The organism is Comamonas testosteroni TK102 (assembly GCF_000739375.1).
In the GTDB taxonomy this organism is placed as follows: Bacteria; Pseudomonadota; Gammaproteobacteria; order Burkholderiales; family Burkholderiaceae_C; genus Comamonas; species Comamonas brasiliensis.
Map to the genome: position 1 here is coordinate 1,921,296 of NZ_CP006704.1, position 16,420 is coordinate 1,937,715.

Below are 16,420 nucleotides of genomic sequence, written 5' to 3' on the forward strand. Positions count from 1 at the left end.
ATGCGAGCGGCAACTGCCAGCCTGGAGCGGTCAATAGAGAAAAGTGCTGACTTCGTGCCGGCTGGCTGCAGCGTCAACATCGACGCCGGCACAAAGCAATCAAGTCGTTCTCAGGGCAAAAAACAAAGCCCTGTGACATGCAGCCCAGCGCACCAGGCGCTGGGCTGCATTTGTCGTAAATCATCCTTCGCTCAGTGCTCGCCAACCGTTCTCGGTCTTGCGCATGGTGATCTTGCCCTTCATCTGAAGCTGCTGATCTTGCAGCCAGTACAGGACGTCTTGTGCCTTGGCGGCTTCGTTGCGGATCTGAAGCAGCGCAGGATATAAGAGCTTGGTGGAGCCTCCACTCGGGCATCCCGCAACGTACATGGACCAGACGCTTTCCGTCACCTTGTTGTAGATGGTGTTCTTGGGCTGGTCGCGCTCTTGCTTTTGCCGGGCTTCCATCTCCATCGCATCGAGCGCCTGCATCTTCTGGTGCAGGCTGTCCGGCAACGGATGCTCGTTTTCCCACTGGACCAGCGCTTTCCGATAAGCGTTCTCTTCCAGGAAGCCCATTCCCGGCGGATTGTTGAAGTGGAAGTCTTCGCGACGGGGTGCGCTGCTGTTGTGTTCCTTGCGTAACGCCAGAATCTCATCCTTGAGCGTTGCAATTTGCTGTTGATCGGCCTTTCCGGCATCCTCCCAGGCTTTCATGCGGTCACGCTCCTCCTGGTAGGTCTGGCGCATGCGCTTCAAGGTATCGGGGTCCTTGAGCTCGATGTCGTACGTGAACTCGACACGGTAGTGGCCATCTTCTTCATAGCCGTTGGTCTTCTTGACATGCGTCACCTTGACGTTGTCGCAAGAGGCGAACTGGGGCTCCAGGAATTTTTCGAGATCGCTGTCACTGGGGGCAGAGCTGCAGCCAGCCAGGGCCAGAACGGTGCAAAGAAGGAGTTGCTTTTTCATTGAGAGAGGTCTCCGGTCAATGTGAAGTGGGGCAGGGCCAGGCATGGCAGTACCAAGCCCGCTGGGCTCTGTGAGCTGTGAGCCAGGATGGCTGGGCTTCTGGGCCAAAGGCTGCGCCCATGGGATTCGGATTTACAAAGCAAGAAGCGATGCGCTCCAATGGACCGCATCGCTTTATGAAGCCGCTGGGCGGCAGAGACAGGTTGATCGGGCAACGCTTACTGGGAAATGCCCATGGTCACGTAGTTGGCCTTGCCATCGATGGCCGGCGTGGTCAGGCCCTTCTGGGTCGAGACACCGACATAGGCATAGGTCGTCTTGCCGTCCAAGGTGATCTTGTAGACCTTGGCATGCGTGATGGAGTTTTCTGCAAGGTCCTCCATACCCTCGCCGGACAAGGCCTTGGAGAAGCCGAAGTTGGGGGCGTCGGGAACGCCACCGTTTTCGGTGAACACCACGGAGTCATCGGCCCGGAATTCCAGCGTGCCGGTGGGGCTGCAGTCCTCGTACTCGTTGAACACCTTGCCGTGTAGCTCGGTGGTATCGGTGACAGGAGTCCAGTCCTCCGAGAGATAGGCGTACTGGCCGTGCTGATTGGAGCCAAAGGAGCCAGCGCCTTGCGTGCAGTACTGTGCGATGCGATTGCCCAGCAGGCTGGTCACCGCCACAAAGGGCAGACCCACCTGGTTCACATTGCCGTCTGTGCCCAAGGACGCCTTCGATGTCAGCAGACCACGGTGGGGATCGGGTATCGACAGAACAAAATCGCCGGCCTTGGTCTTCGCGGCACCTGCACGGAACAGGGTCATGTTGGGCGTCGTGAAAGCCGTACCGGCAAAGGCTGCCTGGGTCAGAGTCTCGCCTGCCGCCACGCTGCCAGCCGCTTCCGACTGCGTCAGACCAGCAGAAATCAGGGCCGCGCCATAGCTCTCCAGCAAATCATCACCCGCATCGCCCTTTTGCGCCTGGAACTGGCTGGTCAGCGGATCGAAGCCAGCCGGCAACGACGGCTTGCCCGGCAGGCTGGACAGAGCCGCCTTGAGCTTGTCCTGGGCCGTTGCCAAGGCGCCGGCATGGATCGCACCGCTCAAGCTCCCATTGGTGGCCGAGTCGAACCAGGCATCGGGCTTTTGGCCGCTCACGATGCCAACCATCAAATCGGTCAACGGCGTGATATTGGCCAGACCCGATGCAGCCACCATGGAATGCAAAGGCGTAGTCAGGGCTTGACCATTGGCCTGGCCGCCGGAGACGCGGATCACGCAAGGAAAGTCGCTGCCCTTGAGCGAGGCCGACCAGGAGCCATCCGTGCCGGTGGTGGCAGAGGCAGAAGCACCAGAGGCGCACTTCAGCGTCACGGCACCGCCCGCAATGGGCGAGCCCACAGCCGCCACGCCGTTGGCCGAGGCCGAGTTGGAGGCTGGTGGCGCTTCACTGCTGCCGCCACCGCCGCCGCAGGCGGTCAGCACCGCAGCTGTGACAACGCTCAGAGCCAGCTGGGTCATACCTTGGTTCGAAATCTTCTTCATGGTTTCCCTCTTCTTTATGGATGTGTCTTGAATGTGAAAGCCCGCTGGAGGCGGGCCATGGGGGCGGAGTAAGGACGGATAGACGGGTGGGGTGGATCTCCATTCAAAAACGGCGTGGCATTGGTCCTTGCAGCCCGCGACCTGCTTGAGGCGGAGGGCTGCAACGGGTGCAGATTCATGAAGACTGCTTACCCTGTGTGCGAAGGGCGCGGGCTCTGGGGGCAAAGGCACGCAACTGAATCACATGGCCCTGCTGGGCTAGGTTCGCGAAATCCTCATCCAGGGCCGCAAAGAACTCCGACGGCTTCAGATGCAGGGCGCAGATGATGCGTTCCATGTTGGCCAGGGTGATGTTTCTCTCACCACGCTCCACGCCGCCTAGGTAGCTGCGGTCCAGGCCGCAGTACTGCGCAAAAGTCTCCTGCGAGAACCCTTGCTCTCTGCGCAAATGCCGAACGACCTTCCCGAAGGCCACCAGCACGGGGAGTCTTTGCGGCTCGGGGCCCGGCTGGGATGCTTTTTTGTCCATAGTTGCTATGGTTACAAGAGCGCACAAACTTGGCTACAGACCATGCGCCCACGGTTTTCACGTCCACGGCCTTTACGCATACGGCCTATGCGTACCATTGGCACCCTGGCGATGCATTCCTTGGGGCTTGGTCTGCGAGCTAGTGAATGGTGCAGGAGGGGACGTCCGGCGCAGGGTCTCCGCATCCGCTACCGGTTCTGCAACGCCTTCAGGCAAGGGGCTCTCTGGATAGAACTCCTCCACGATGTCCGCAACTTCTTCGGGCGAGTCCTCAAAGCTGCCGTTCGCATAGCCCAGCCTTGCTGCTTCGTCCAAGGCCTGCTGATCAAACCCCGCAGCCTGGCGTTGTGCCGATACCTCCTTGGCCTGCACAATGGCCTCGTTCAGCGTCAATCCACTGCGCACCACCAGATCCGCGTAGTAGATCGCCGAGCGATGCGACTGCGTCGTGGACTTGCCCCGCAGCTTGAGCTCCAGTGGCATGCCGGCCAGATGCCCACTCGACACCGCAGCGAAATACTGCAGCCGGGCGGTCAGGGTGCGGATGCTGTTGAAGCCCGTGGTGCGGAACACAAAGCTGCCCAGCTCGTCGCTGTCGCCAATCACTAGGTTCAACCGTCCATAGGGCTTGCAGCCGTCCTGGCCGAAGGCGCAGGCATCGGGTCCAGGGCAGGGCATGGCAGCCAGTCCCTGGCTGGTCACCCGCTTGCAGCTCTCGCCATCGCCCACGCACACAGGCCTGGCCGTGCTGCGGTCGAACAGGGTGTAGTGGGCACGCAGATTCAGATCGGGATCATTGAACAGCACCCGCACGGGGATGCTGCGCAGCTTGCGCCGGGCGGGAGTGGTTGCCGTGGCATTGCTCGTAGTCGCTGCAGGCTGAGCCTGGGAATCGGGTGCCTGCTGAGCATCTGCGACTACGCCCATCTTTTCCTTGAGCGAACGCTTGCCGGAGCGTTGCGAAGGCTGAGCAGAAGCGGGCTGCAGGCCACTGTCACCTTCTTCACTACCCTCAGACAAGGAAGGCTTCGAGCCTTCCTTTATGCCGCTGGATGGTTGGTTGGCAGTCTGGCGCAGTGTCTCATCGAGCGGATGCAGGATCCATTGCCCGCGGGCCTGCACCTGGGTGGTGATGGTGAATTCGTCATCCTTCTCGGGCAGGCGCTTGCCATTGCGCTCCACCACCTTGCCGATGGCAATGCGGCCGATCACCGGGGGCGTGATCATCAAACCTTTGATCATGAGAGGCTCCAATAAAAGAGCCCTCCAGGGCAAGGCCAAGGAGGGCAGGGGAAGGGAGGGGAAACCGGGTTGAACTTCGTCCCAAGCGGTTTCACTGCTCGGGCTCGTAAACGCAAAACCGCCGTGACCCGGCCCGTGGACTCAGATAGCGCTGGGCCAGCGTGGGATGCTCTTGCACGAACTGGCTGCTGTTGAAGGCCTGGCCACCCTTGCTGCGCTTCCAGGTGACGGCGCCGCCGCAGGCGAACAAGGCCTTGCTGGCCTCGCCCATGTGCATCTGAATGCACTGGCGCAAACGGGCTTCCCGTTTCTGCGCAGAGTCCAGATCGCTGCGGGCCTGCAGCAGCTCTTCGAAGGTGATGTTGAGCTCCTGGTCCTCGCTCAAATCCACCTGGTCCCCGGTGTCGCTGGGATACAGGCAGCGCAAGGCCTGCTCGGCGCTGTCCGAACCGTCGCCGGCCGGTGCGATACCGCTTTGGACCAGATCCCAGAACGCCTTCTCCAGGACAATCAGTCGTGCAATCAGCGCTTCGTCCCGCTCAATGCGAAAGATGCGCAATTCCTGACCGCCCACCAGCACCACCACATCGGCCGCACGCTGGCCTGTCACGGCCAACTGGTGCATGACCTGGAGCTGCACATACTCGGGCACGCCATCGCGCCACAGGCGGGCGCCATGGATGCCGGCGGTCTTGCATTCGAGCAACTGCACATCGGGGGCGTCGATCACCTCCCGATCCACATTGGCCAGCATCCAAGGGTGTTCGGGATGCTGCAGCACCGCATTCACGCGCCGGACCTTGTTGCCCGTGCGCTTGGTGTAATGGGCTGCCACGATGGGCTCCAGCAAGGTCCCCCAGAACATGGGGCTGGTGTCGTCCGTGGGATCAACAGCCGGCAAGAGATCGCCCTTGCCGGTCTTTTGCATCCACAGCTCCAGCTGGGACTGGTAGGGATTGAGGCCGATGGCCGCTGCCGCATCCGAGCTGCCGATGCCGGTACGGCGCACTTCCAGCCAGTCCTCGCGCTCCAGATCCTTGGTGGACACCAGGCGCAGGGCGGCTCCCTTGCGGGGAGTGCGGGATGGGGCAGAGGTAGAGCGAGCTGCAGGCGCAGCAGGCCCCGAAGGGCTCACCAGGTGCAAAGACATACAAACTCCTTGGCCCGCAAAAATGCGGGCATAAAAAAACCGCTTCAATGAGCGGTCTGTGGTGGAGGAAAGAAGAGAAGGGAACCGTCCAAGGACGAACAAGAAAGCCAGCGATCAAGCACGATCAGGCCACTGGATCAGGCCACCAGTTGCAGCGCATGGTCCAGGGCTCGCTGCTTGATCACCGCCCCCTGGCCGAACCAGGCACTATCCAGGCGGTTGTCCTGGCTGCGGGCCTGTTTCTCGTGGTCCACGAACTCAGTGACGGCGCACAGCAGGCCCCAGGCCGTATCCTTAGCCGCCTGCATCTCGGCGCCCCGGCCGTGGCCCTCGTAGAGCATCTGCACCTTCTTGAGGGCCCGTTCATTGGTCAGGCCCACCGTGGGATCGGAATGCTGGTCCGTGTTGCAGATCACCTTGAGGAAATAGTTCATCGCCTCATGGGTCTTGATCTTGCGCTCGGCCAGGGTCTTCATGCGGTACATGAAGCTGTCCCACTGGCCCACGGCCACGCCCAGCTGGCGCTTGACCGCCTGGGCATCGAAAGCCGTGCTGTGCGGCACCTTGACCGCTCCCACGCCATCGCGCAGCGCAATGGTCAGCGTGTTGTTGCACACCACCCGCACCGTCGTCGGCATCGCCACCGTGGCGAGAGTCCCATCGCAGGAGGTGGCCAGCAGCAAATAGCCGTTGACCACATCCTTGCCCTTGAGGGCTGCCGACTTGCCGGTGCGGGCCAGGGCCCAGAACTTGCGCCCGGCCTTGAGCACGCCGGCGGTCTCCAGTTCGTAGCCGGCCACCTCGGTCAGATCCCGGTAGAACTCCAGCACCTCGCGGGGTTGCACTACCTGGTAGCGGCTGCCGACCACAGATAGAGGTACTTGCGTATCGCTGCGGTACAGCACCTTCTGCTCGGGAAACTCCTTGGGTTCGGCATACAGGTCCGACAGCCCGGAAGAACCCGGCGCACCATTGGACGCCAGATATCGCACCGGCGTTTCCTGGATACGCCAATCCATGCCAGCGGCCTGGGCCCAGACATCGATGCCTTGCTTGGCGGGCAGGGCGTGGCCCAGTTCATGCCAGGGGGTCTGGCCGGTATAGGCCATGGTTTCTATGAGATGTGCCACGAGAAAACTCCTTCAGTAAGAGAAGCGAAAACCAAAAGGGGAGATGAGAGGGAAAGGGAAAATGGACTGAGCCGGGCGAATCGCTCAATCGGAATCGGCATGGCCGGAGGTCGATTCCTGACGGGCAAATACATGCCTGCATTCCAAGCACTTGAAGTTGTCCAGCATTCGGGCATCAATCGTTTTGCCCACCGACGTGCCGACCTCGCAGCCAATGGCCGTGCCAGCCAGGCCACCCAAGACAGCGCCCGCAATGCCACCGATGGTCGAACCCGCGGGGCCGGTCATCAGGCCCGAGGCAATGCCAATCTGCGCACCGCGCAGGGCGCCGACAAAGCCGCCTGTGGCACCAGCGGCGCAGCCGATGGCGCCTGCGGTCTTGCGTGCCCAGTTGCGGGAGATGACCCGTGGGCTATGGCACAGGGGGCACGTGGGAGGGGGAGAGGAAAAAGGCATCGAAGCTCCTTGGAAGAAAGACAAGAAGCCAGGTGCTGGAGCGTGCCCTGCAAGGCAGGCGCATTACCCCGACCTGGACGGCAGACCGGTGTCTGCTCAGGTCGGTGATATGTGGTTGAAAAAAAGTGGATTTGAATCGAGCGGCGCTGCCCGGTTTGTTGCTTTCCTGCAAAAAGACGCTACCGACACCTCAGTGCGGACACCTCATGCTCCTCTAGTGCCGGGCCATGGATCCACGCATTCGCATGATCGAGCGTGCGAAAAGCATTCGCCTCGCATGGTGCTGCGGGATATGGCTTTCTCTCTGGCATGGAACTAAATGTTCGGTTTTTCGCACGTTCGCATGAATTTCTGCATTGGCCTTTTGCGGGGGAAATTCAGTGGTCGAAGGTGGTTATCTGAAACCTATCTTCTAGTCAAGGTAGCTGCTTGATGTCGTTCTCGCTGCGGTGAGCAGCTGTGTGGCTGGAAAAGAGCGTCTTCGGTCCAATGAACTCGTTTTCAACACAGGCATGAAAGCCGCCATGTATCAGCCCTTTGTCACCCCTGATCGCTCCATCGAGAGCGATGTTCGTGAGTCGAAGAATGTGAAGTCCACCAAGGTTCCGGTGGACGCTGAGATCAAACAAGTGTTGTCTAGGCCGGTGCAGGAGGAGGGCTGCCAGCCCAAGATTGCGCTGGAAACTGCTCCTTGCGATCCCAAGTGCGTGATCCGCTTGAAAGAGTTGCTGCACATATTGAAAGTGTCTCGCTCCACGGTGTACCTGCGCATCAACCCGCGGTCCAAGTACTACGACCCGATGTTCCCCAAGTCCGTACCCCTTGGCATGAAGGCTCGGGGCTGGATCCTGGAAGACGTCCATGCCTATATCGAGCATCTGCGTCACCTGCAGGTCACCGCTTGATTCAGGGGTACTAAATATCTAGATATCTAGAAAATAAAAATACCTGTCTGAAACTGGAGGTATATCGATAAATATCCTGAAGATCTCAGCTGATTATTCGGTTGAGATCTTTTGATTTATTTCGGTTTTAAATAACTGAATATATAAGTAAATAACTATCTAGGAGAATAGGAATGAAGAAGCTGATACATCCAGCTTCTTCTCTTGATGTGAGTACATCAACAGAAGATGATGAAGCTCCTGTGTATATGCGTGGTGCTGACGGTGTGGTTTTGAATTCCATGATTCAAAATGTTGTGGAATGGACTCTGAGAACACCGCATGTTTATCCTTTCAATCTGGAAATTCACAAGCAAAAATATAAGTATGAAATAGTCGTCTATCAGAAGTCTATTTTTGAGCTGATCTATGAAGTCAGCTTTCTTGTTGGAAGAAATATCGACATCTCTTCAGAATGCTTTGTAGAGATCAATCCCGCTGCGTTGGTAGTGCTCGAAGGAACGAAGGAGTGGCTGACAGCCAAGCATAAAAAAGTGAATGAGTGGGTGATGCATCTGATTTTCGAGATGAGCTACAACGAGTTTCGCATACAGTCGGATGACGTTCAACTTGAGATTAAGAAGGCAGTCAACGACCTGTCATTGTTTTTGCACAAGAATTTGATGCAGGCTGGAGGGAACGATCTACTTCACAGTTTCAAACGCAACTCAATGGAGTGCTATAAGCAGTTAATGCTGGTGGGTGAGCAGTCATGGACGCAACATGACTCGATACTCCTGATCCGTTTGGATTGGGGAGAGCCTTACAGGGTTCCGGATATGCGTGCAAAGTTTGCATCTCAGCAAGACTATGAAGCGCGCTTTAAACAGGTCAGCGCGATCCGCGACAAAATGCTCAAGATCCTTCGCAAAATGTTCAAGGATGATCTTGTTTTCTTTGCCTGGAAGATTGAGTGTGCTCCCATCAAGGGATTACACATTCACTGGTTGATTGGTCTCAACGGAGCAAAGCATCGGGACCGCATCAACGTCCCGCGCATGATCGCGGAGAAGTGGGATGAGAAGCTCGGGGCCGATGGTGCGTACACTCGCAACCCGAGCATTCGCCAAAAGCACGAAGAAGCTACCCTGCGCGTGATCAACTACAGCGATCCGCTGCTGTGGCGGATCATGGGTGGCTATGTCGACTACCTGACCAAGGTGGATTATCTGACCCGCTTCAGGGCTCCGGGCAAGATGCGCAGCTTTGGCTGCACCAAACTCAAGGAGATCACTGCGTCCAAAAAGGGACCCAAGCGCAGTAAGAAGATGCCCAAGCTGGATATGTTGGCTGTGCGTCGTCCGTTGAAGGAGCTCAGCGACGAAATGGGTTGGAAGGAGTACAAGGCATGAACTGGATACCTTCTCTTTATCCCATCCAATGCCTGCATGAGCTGGGTTGCGATTTTGCAAGTTGCGTGGCTGGCCTGGGGGAGCAGACGAAAGATGCGCTGATTGGCCCTGTCGTCCTCTCTGCAATGTCGGCGGCGGTGCATGGCGTACTCGACATCTACACGCCGACCCACCGGGTGATGCCCACCAGCCTCTATGTGTCCGTGATCGCTGGCTCTGGTCTTGGCAAGTCGGCCAGCGTCAACTGCGCATACCAGGGCTTTCGTGACTTTGAGGCGGGCTGCGAAGGGCGCGTGGTAGGTAGGGATGGTTTTGATCCGAGTCAGGGCCATCCTTATCGTTTGGACGATGCTTCCGAAAGTGGAGTGATTGCGCTGTTTGGCAGTGGTGCCAAGGCGGTGGCTATGGTCTTGGATGAAGGAGGGATGCTGGCCAAGCATCTGAGCATCCCAGGCTCGTGCAAACGCTATGACGGCGATGACCTGCGCTTTCAGCGCAAGCACGAGATGACCCTGATGCGTGACACTCGTACGACCTTTTGCATGACAGTTCAGGATGCGGTATTCGATGCGCTGCTCAAAGGCAAGCAGGGCGAACTGATGGTGCATTCCGGGCTGATACCTCGCATGCTGCTGTCGTATGCCACAGATTCCGTCCAGCACATCAGCTTTCAGGCCCCGCAGAATCCCAACCTCCATCGTTTCCATGATCGTGTCCGGGAACTGGTGAATGACTACCGTACGATCCTGCAGACTTCGGGGCAGAGGGCGCAGATCAGCCTGTCCCCTGAGGCCGAGCAGCTTTGGCACGAAGCAGATAAGTACTGGAAGGCATTACCTGGCTCCAATGATGCTTGGGTGGATATGGAACCCTTCGTGCACCGCGCTGGCGAGCATGCCATGCGCATCGCTGCTGTTTTGCAGTGGTTCACGGATCCAGGGCCTGTCATCGAGCTGCCCTACATGCAGTCTGCGCTGACCTTGATGGAATGGCACCTTGAGCAGGCATTGATGGGGTTTGGTACGCCTTCCGAGGAGGCTCAGAGAATCAGCCTGGGTGATGAGTTGTACGCTTATATGCTGCGGAAATGGAAGCAGTGCAGGCAGGGCACTTTTTCGCGCGTTCAATTGCAGCGCAGTGGGCCAGAACAGTCGCGCAAGCTCCCTTACCTGGATTGGGCCATTGATCAGCTATTGCTTGAGGACAAGGTCGTTGACCACCCTCCTGGGTCGCGCAAGCAGTTGATCCTCAACATGACGCCTGGCTTCGTCGCGCAAGCGATACCCGTACAGCCAGTGCCTGGCCGAAAACTGACTGATTTCCTGAAAGGTCCGAAGTTCGGGCGGCCCTTTGGCCACTGATGCCTGCTCCGGCCTCCTGCACGCTCACTGCGTCAGGAGGCTTTTTTTCTTGGAGGCACCAACTTCTCCCATCTGTCTTTGAAGATGGGATCGTGTCTGCGCCATGCGCCAAATTTGCGCACCAGACCTCCTGACGTTAGGCTTGAACCATAGGTGATGAGCCGGTGCGACTGGGGATGTCTTTCCTTTCCAATTACGTCGCGTTGGAAGGTATGCAGAATCTGTTGAAGCTCATCGCCAAATTGATCAAAGAGGGCGTCACCTGTTGAGAAGGTCTCACCCGCCTTGGATTGCAAAAAATCAGAAATTCGAGACTTCAGGATGTCTTCGCCAATGGCTCTAGCCTTGCCGCCCTTGGCTGCTCTGTCCAGCCGAACGGCGGACTCTTCAGGTACGCCTGCCGGGATCTCCAGCCTCCGATAAAGGCGGTAGCAATGCAGCTGCAGCGCAAAGAAGTGGGGGACCACGTGGTTCAGAAAAGCTTCAGAGCGCAGGTTGGCAGAGGCCAGCAGGGCTGCGAGGAATGCAGCGTCATCGAGGTTGGACGGCAACGCAGGCTGCTGGGCCTTAAGCCGGATCAGTTGATCTTGGCTGTGAATTTGAGCGATCTCGCGTAGCAGTTCGGTATAGGCCTGGGTCAGCGAACTTTCCGGTTGGACAGCTTTGCTGGACAGCATCCGCGCTTTGTCGGGCAGGGATGAAGTTTCAGGCACGGGGCCTCCCCAGAGCACATTGACACGCTTGCTGTGCTCGGTTTCTGCCCGGGTAACCAGGTTAGCGGCCAGCATCCAGATGGCCTTGAGTTTCCCAAGAAGTGAGCCAGGGCTGGTGTACATGGCTGAAGCGACAAGGTTCGCCATTGGATCTAACGAATTGTCGCTTTGTTCGTCAACTGGCATGACAGTCAGGGGCGGTGCTGCAGAGTCTTGGATTCTGCCTTGAACCTGCCTCAGCATCTGGGTTTCAACTGGCCCCGAGTTAAGTCTCAACAGTAGGGTTGTGCGTCTGAAAAGGCAGGGTAACTGGAAGTTTTGAGAGGCTGATATGCAGCGGTTGAAGACCTTGAACCGATGCTATCCACAGGGCACTATGGGGCTAGAAGCAGACATACAAGGGCTTCAGGTGTCTAGGAATCCGGGGTAATTCACTTACGGCACCAGCATCGTCTCCCTGAAGGTCTTGGCTTTGGCGTCGATGGTCGCAAGCCAGCCATGCGCGTGTGGCAATCTGAGTTCTGGAACCTGAACTGCGATGGTGACCTCGAAATACGGCTTGCTGAACAGCCGGACGCCTGTAACGAGATGGTCGCCGGCCGCCATGCAACTTATGAGATGCTGGTCGTTTGGCCCTCCCTCCGAGAACATGGATCGCCCCGCCGGTTGCAGGCCCGCAGCTTCAAGCGCAGCGGCGGTGGGCTCAGCGTCTATCCAACTGCGGTACCGCGCGCCGGCCTCCGTCGAGATGAACTCGTCGCCAACTGCCCACACGGTGGCCAAGTAGGCGATTTTGGTCAAGCCTTGCAGTGCCTCGCTGAGGTTGTGTTCAAACCGACCCCGCACGACAGGGTTGACGGTTTGCCTTTCCTCTAAGATGCCGAGGTCTCGGCCTTTGCTTCGTAGGTCTTTGCGGACTCGTGCGATTTCCTTATCTACCGCTGGGCCGAATCCCCTAATCGCCATCACGCCCTCAACTGCGTCCACCTCCACTGGTTGGTGGAAGCGAAAGTCCACAGCAGTATGGGTGCCAGTTAACTGAACGGCCGCACCGTCGGCTTCAAGGTTGCCTCGCATGCTCCACGTAGCGGGGCCTGACCTTGTCATGACGCCCGCTTCAGCTGCTGCCTGGCCCATCAATGTCGAATTGATGAGACGCGAATCAACGGTCTTGCCGTATTGGGAGTTTCGCGCCACATCTGCCACGAGTGCAAAGCCGTTGGGACCGCCCAGTGCGTCTGGAATGATGTGCTCACGCGAGGCGTCCACCTCCTGGATCGGCAAGCAGGTGTAGGGGCAAGTCTCGTTGTTCATGACTACTGCGGAAAGGAGTCGTGAGTCTGTTGGTGATGTCGGTAGGCCAGCGAACGACGAACACGATTACGTCGTAACCTGCGCGCGGCCCAGACAAGCTGGTCTCCAGTCCCCGCGTATTGCAGTTCCAATGGGCGCTATTCTGCCACTGGCAAGTTTGAACAATGAGGATGGGCGCATCAGCGCATCCAATGCTCGCGCCCCCTGCGAGGTGCTTGAGGCCCTGACTGCAAGCTGAGCTATTCACGCCGGGCTTTGGGCATACCGGCGTAGTACAAGCCTACAGACTGTAAATGACAGCGGTAAGGAAAAACACGGGCTCGGGCGTGCACTGCTTTGCGACTCTGGCCGCAATGCGTTGCGAAGCAGTCCCATCACTAGGACAGACCGAAGGACCGCAACCAGCCTGAAGCTGAATTTACTATGAGTCTCATCCTTTACGGCATGATCTTGAAATCATGCTCTCGCATACATTGCGGCCACTGAGGGTGCCCTGTTGGGAAGGGGCCGGCGATCGCGGAGTGCCATTTCATTAGTGAGGTTCCGCACAAGCTCGCCATCCTTTCCGCTTGCTCCGCATGCCCACACGCTGCCATGGCCGAGAATGGCAGCTCAAATCTGTCATGCGTTCGCTTGGCTTTCTCTTTCCCACTTTCGTGCTATCCAATCAACGCCAAGGATTCATCCTGACCCGCAACTGGCGAGACACATCGGCAGGGACTGAGGTCGAGTACTGGCTGGCGACGGATACCGGCCCCCTGAAGGTGCTCCTGACCGCCCAGACGTCGGTGGCTTTTGCCGAGGCCCGGCACAAGGATACGGTGCAAGCGCAGCTTGGGGTCATGCCCGATGTGGAGTTGCGTGCACTGGAGCTGAAGAGCCTGCAGCAGGAGCCCGTTCTAGGGGTCTATGCCAAGAATTTTCGCCAGTTGGGGCGGCTTGCACGCACTCTCCAGCCACTGGGCGTATCCCTTCTCGAGGCCGACATTCGTCCACACGAGCGCTACCTGATGGAGCGCTTCATCACTGCAGGCGTCAGGCTGCAGGGCGGTCGGATCGAGAATGCCGCGCTGGTTGACTGCAAGCTCGTTCCCGAACCCCATTACAGGCCCGTGCTGAAAGTCGTGTCGCTGGACATCGAGACCAGCCAGCACCAAGACCTGTATTCGATTGCACTGGACGGTATGGCCGAGCGCGTGGTGTTCATGCTCGGAGAACCGCCTTCCGAGTCGGTGCCGGAGGCGGGTTTTGCACTGATCTATTGCGCCAGCCGCCAGGAGATGATCAACCGGCTCAACGCGTGGTTTGCACGCAATGACCCGGACGTCATCATTGGCTGGAATGTCATTCAGTTCGACCTGCGCGTGCTGCAAAAAACAGCGGACGACTGTGCCACCCCTTTGCTCCTGGGGCGGGAGCGCAAGCCCATCGCATGGCGCACCCACCCCGGCAAGCAAGGCTACTTGTGCTCGGCTATCCGCCGGGCCCGCCATGAAACCGGTACGTGCGTGAGTTGGCTATTGGGCAATGGGCCTTGATTCCTTGGTTTGCTAAGGAAGCCAAGCTGCCCTACAGCACCAACAATGCAAGGCCAGCGACAAAGACTCTTGGAAGCGTGGCCAGCGCTGCATCATTCCTGCTGAATGCCAGGAGTGTTTTTAAATTCAGAATGCAAGGTATTCGATAGCGGTCAAGGGGCGTCGATCATCCATTCTTGAGGGAGGCCTTTCTCCAGCCGGGACAATAGGCGCCAAGCGGCCGATATTTCCGCATTGTTGGATCTCTCAATGGTGCTTCTCCATTGGTTGATTTGATCGGCAAAGAGATCTGATCGCTTCGCTCTCTTGGTTGTTGCGTCCAACCAGCCTGAGGCTGGAAGGAGAATTCGATCCAGTCGGGGCAGGCTGCAAGCGCGGCCAAGTCCATTGGGATCGAAGTCGAAAAAGGCCCATACCGGCTCGGCCCTCGCACGTATGACGGCATCCACGCGATCAGCCTTAAAGAGGTTGTCGCCAAGAAGGATGGCCACCACATTGAGGCCTTGGTAATCGAGCCACCGGTACTTCTCCAGAGTCCTGAATGTCTCGACGTTCTCAACGAGTAGAAGCCGGTCGGCGGTGACGGCGGTGGCTTGGGCAACAGTCAGGACAGAGTAGATGCCCTGCTCCGGGCGAGGTAGTGGGTGACCGCCAAGCAAACAAGCTCCAGACGCGACCTTGATGGCCACAGAGTCGTCATGCGGCGCCTTCGTCCCAGTCTTCTCGCTTGGCAGGCCGATCGCGTCTGAGCGGCTGGATCCAGCCGGCAGAGGCGTCAGCGGAAGACCGTTGGCAATCAGGAGCGAGATTGCCTCTTGGTGGCTTTTCTCGGTATAGACGAATCCCCGGCCTTTGCGGGAGCCGATGCCACAGTGAACAAGAAAGAACTCGGCAACCGCGCTATGGCCACGCTCAGCTGGTTTTTCAATGGCCAGGCGTTGCAGGAAGGCGATCTGCGTGCTGCTGAGGATCATTTCAGGCTGACGCGCACGTCACTGAAAAGGTCGTTGTGCACGCCGCGGACGCGCTCTATAAGGCTGAATTCGACCTTGAAGCCAAGAACACCCAGTTGCCTGGAGGCGTAGAGGAGCCACTCCTCTTCCGATACTTCACCCAAGTCGTCCTCATGCTCCGTGTACCACCCGGCCAGCGAGAGCGCGCCGGCAGAAGTGGTCGTCAGGACTGTGGCAGCCCGCTCGATGGACAGGTCAACCGGGTCGTGTTCTTCCTCGATCTCTTCCTGCTTGGTGTAGAGAACCTCTTGAACTGGCGCGACCTCCTCGACCTCATTCTTTTGGACCGGGGGTGGCGGCATGGCCGCTACGGCATTGGTCATGCACTCAAAGACAACCGGATCAGTGTCAGAGGCATCCAGGTTCCACTTGACCTTCAGCGACTCCGGCGTGAGCAGCAGAGCCATGGCTCGCTCGTCCAGCTCGATGTCTTGGAATCCGTCGGAGGTCTTGTTTTGAGCAAGCCAGAGCGCCACGCGGCCAAGATTCTTGATCTTGGTCTCCATCTTCAGGGCCTTGCCCAGCTGTTTGCTGATAGACGCCTGGCAATCGTTCAGGCGGCTTCTCCAACTCAGCATCCGATTCATCAGCCTGACGTTGATCAGAGAGCGAACGTGGTGGAAGCCAACGGCCATGGCGCCCTCGGAGATCTCCTTGATCAGCTCGTCGAGTTGATTGAGTTCTGCCCGGCACACGTTGATTTCCCTGTCGTAGAACTGATTCTGGCGAGACTTGATCCTTCGCGATTCCACGTTTCCATAGTCTGTGGAGAGTTGAGAGTTGAGAACATTCAGATTTCTGTCCATGACGTACACGACTTCCGAAATCGTGTCGTCCAGCGCCCACTGCATACGCTCGGCCTTCGCGACCTCGCCGTCGGCCTTGAGGTCGTACATCTCCCGCCACTCCTGACGGGCTTGGCGGATATTGCCGCTCAGGCGCGTGAAAGCCTGAAAGGCGTTGTAGCTCTGAAGGTGATCGGAGATAAAGTCTCTGAGTCGCGGGTTCAGGCGGTATTCGCCCTCCTCGTAGGGCGTGAGGGCCTTGATTGCGGCCAGGGCGTCAATCGCCTTATTCCTTGGCCTGTCACCGGGGATGACAGAACCATCCAGACCTTCTGCAACGAGGAGCCCATGCGTGGCAAGCGTCGCAAGGATCTGCTCAACCTGCCCGCGTCGATCTGCTGGTGTGCGCATGG

The 16,420-nt window shown here is 58.3% G+C and carries 15 protein-coding genes; 4 read left to right on the forward strand and 11 right to left on the reverse strand.

Going from position 1 to position 16,420, the window contains the following annotated elements; all coding sequences use genetic code 11:
• Positions 1-180: 180 nt before the first annotated feature.
• From O987_RS08725 to O987_RS08755, 7 genes are all read right to left on the reverse strand, one after another.
• Complete coding sequence (locus tag O987_RS08725; protein ID WP_235214304.1) at positions 181-951, reverse strand: oxidoreductase; 771 nt, start codon at positions 949-951, stop codon at positions 181-183.
• A gap of 218 nt (positions 952-1,169) precedes the next feature.
• Positions 1,170-2,480 (reverse strand): hypothetical protein, encoded by a 1,311-nt coding sequence (locus O987_RS08730; RefSeq protein WP_051962151.1) that lies wholly within the window; start codon positions 2,478-2,480, stop codon positions 1,170-1,172.
• A 175-nt stretch (positions 2,481-2,655) separates the two neighbouring features.
• Complete coding sequence (locus O987_RS08735) at positions 2,656-3,009, reverse strand: helix-turn-helix domain-containing protein (protein ID WP_080731485.1); 354 nt, start codon at positions 3,007-3,009, stop codon at positions 2,656-2,658.
• A gap of 72 nt (positions 3,010-3,081) precedes the next feature.
• Positions 3,082-4,251, reverse strand: coding sequence for a phage capsid protein (locus O987_RS29390; RefSeq protein WP_235214306.1), 1,170 nt, complete (start codon positions 4,249-4,251; stop codon positions 3,082-3,084).
• A 91-nt stretch (positions 4,252-4,342) separates the two neighbouring features.
• Complete coding sequence (locus tag O987_RS08745) at positions 4,343-5,401, reverse strand: YqaJ viral recombinase family protein (protein WP_043371705.1); 1,059 nt, start codon at positions 5,399-5,401, stop codon at positions 4,343-4,345.
• 137 nt (positions 5,402-5,538) lie between these two features.
• Complete coding sequence (locus O987_RS08750; RefSeq protein ID WP_043371708.1) at positions 5,539-6,531, reverse strand: DUF932 domain-containing protein; 993 nt, start codon at positions 6,529-6,531, stop codon at positions 5,539-5,541.
• Between the two features lie 84 nt (positions 6,532-6,615).
• Positions 6,616-6,987, reverse strand: a complete 372-nt coding sequence (locus tag O987_RS08755) for a membrane protein (protein WP_043371710.1) — start codon at positions 6,985-6,987, stop codon at positions 6,616-6,618.
• 512 nt (positions 6,988-7,499) lie between these two features.
• On the opposite strand from O987_RS08755, the gene O987_RS27570 reads away from it, so the two are divergent.
• The 3 genes from O987_RS27570 to O987_RS08770 all read left to right on the forward strand — a co-directional run bounded on the left by O987_RS27570 (position 7,500) and on the right by O987_RS08770 (position 10,644).
• Complete coding sequence (locus O987_RS27570; RefSeq protein ID WP_051962152.1) at positions 7,500-7,892, forward strand: helix-turn-helix transcriptional regulator; 393 nt, start codon at positions 7,500-7,502, stop codon at positions 7,890-7,892.
• A gap of 173 nt (positions 7,893-8,065) precedes the next feature.
• Positions 8,066-9,283 (forward strand): YagK/YfjJ domain-containing protein, encoded by a 1,218-nt coding sequence (locus tag O987_RS08765; RefSeq protein WP_080731486.1) that lies wholly within the window; start codon positions 8,066-8,068, stop codon positions 9,281-9,283.
• Complete coding sequence (locus O987_RS08770; protein WP_051962154.1) at positions 9,280-10,644, forward strand: DUF3987 domain-containing protein; 1,365 nt, start codon at positions 9,280-9,282, stop codon at positions 10,642-10,644. The genes O987_RS08765 and O987_RS08770 overlap by 4 nt, the downstream gene beginning before the upstream one ends.
• Positions 10,645-10,676: 32 nt before the next feature.
• Here O987_RS08770 and O987_RS08775 read toward each other — a convergent pair whose 3' ends face one another.
• Together O987_RS08775 and O987_RS08780 are read right to left on the reverse strand one after the other, a co-directional pair.
• The gene (locus tag O987_RS08775) at positions 10,677-11,543 is read right to left on the reverse strand and encodes a hypothetical protein (RefSeq protein ID WP_144244911.1); all 867 of its coding nucleotides are present in this window, start codon (positions 11,541-11,543) and stop codon (positions 10,677-10,679) included.
• A gap of 249 nt (positions 11,544-11,792) precedes the next feature.
• Positions 11,793-12,671 carry a hypothetical protein gene (locus tag O987_RS08780; RefSeq protein WP_043371715.1) on the reverse strand — a complete coding sequence of 293 codons (879 nt, stop codon included), beginning with the start codon at positions 12,669-12,671 and terminating at the stop codon, positions 11,793-11,795.
• A gap of 623 nt (positions 12,672-13,294) precedes the next feature.
• Here O987_RS08780 and O987_RS08785 point away from each other — a divergent pair.
• Positions 13,295-14,209: a 3'-5' exonuclease gene (locus O987_RS08785; RefSeq protein WP_043371718.1), complete on the forward strand. Its 915-nt coding sequence runs from the start codon at positions 13,295-13,297 to the stop codon at positions 14,207-14,209.
• A gap of 152 nt (positions 14,210-14,361) precedes the next feature.
• Here the strand turns inward: O987_RS08785 and O987_RS08790 are convergent, their stop codons facing one another.
• Positions 14,362-15,183: a DUF7281 domain-containing protein gene (locus O987_RS08790; RefSeq protein WP_043371724.1), complete on the reverse strand. Its 822-nt coding sequence runs from the start codon at positions 15,181-15,183 to the stop codon at positions 14,362-14,364.
• Complete coding sequence (locus O987_RS08795) at positions 15,180-16,418, reverse strand: hypothetical protein (RefSeq protein ID WP_043371726.1); 1,239 nt, start codon at positions 16,416-16,418, stop codon at positions 15,180-15,182. Before O987_RS08795 ends, O987_RS08790 begins: the two co-directional genes overlap by 4 nt.
• Between the last annotated feature and the right edge of the window lie 2 nt (positions 16,419-16,420).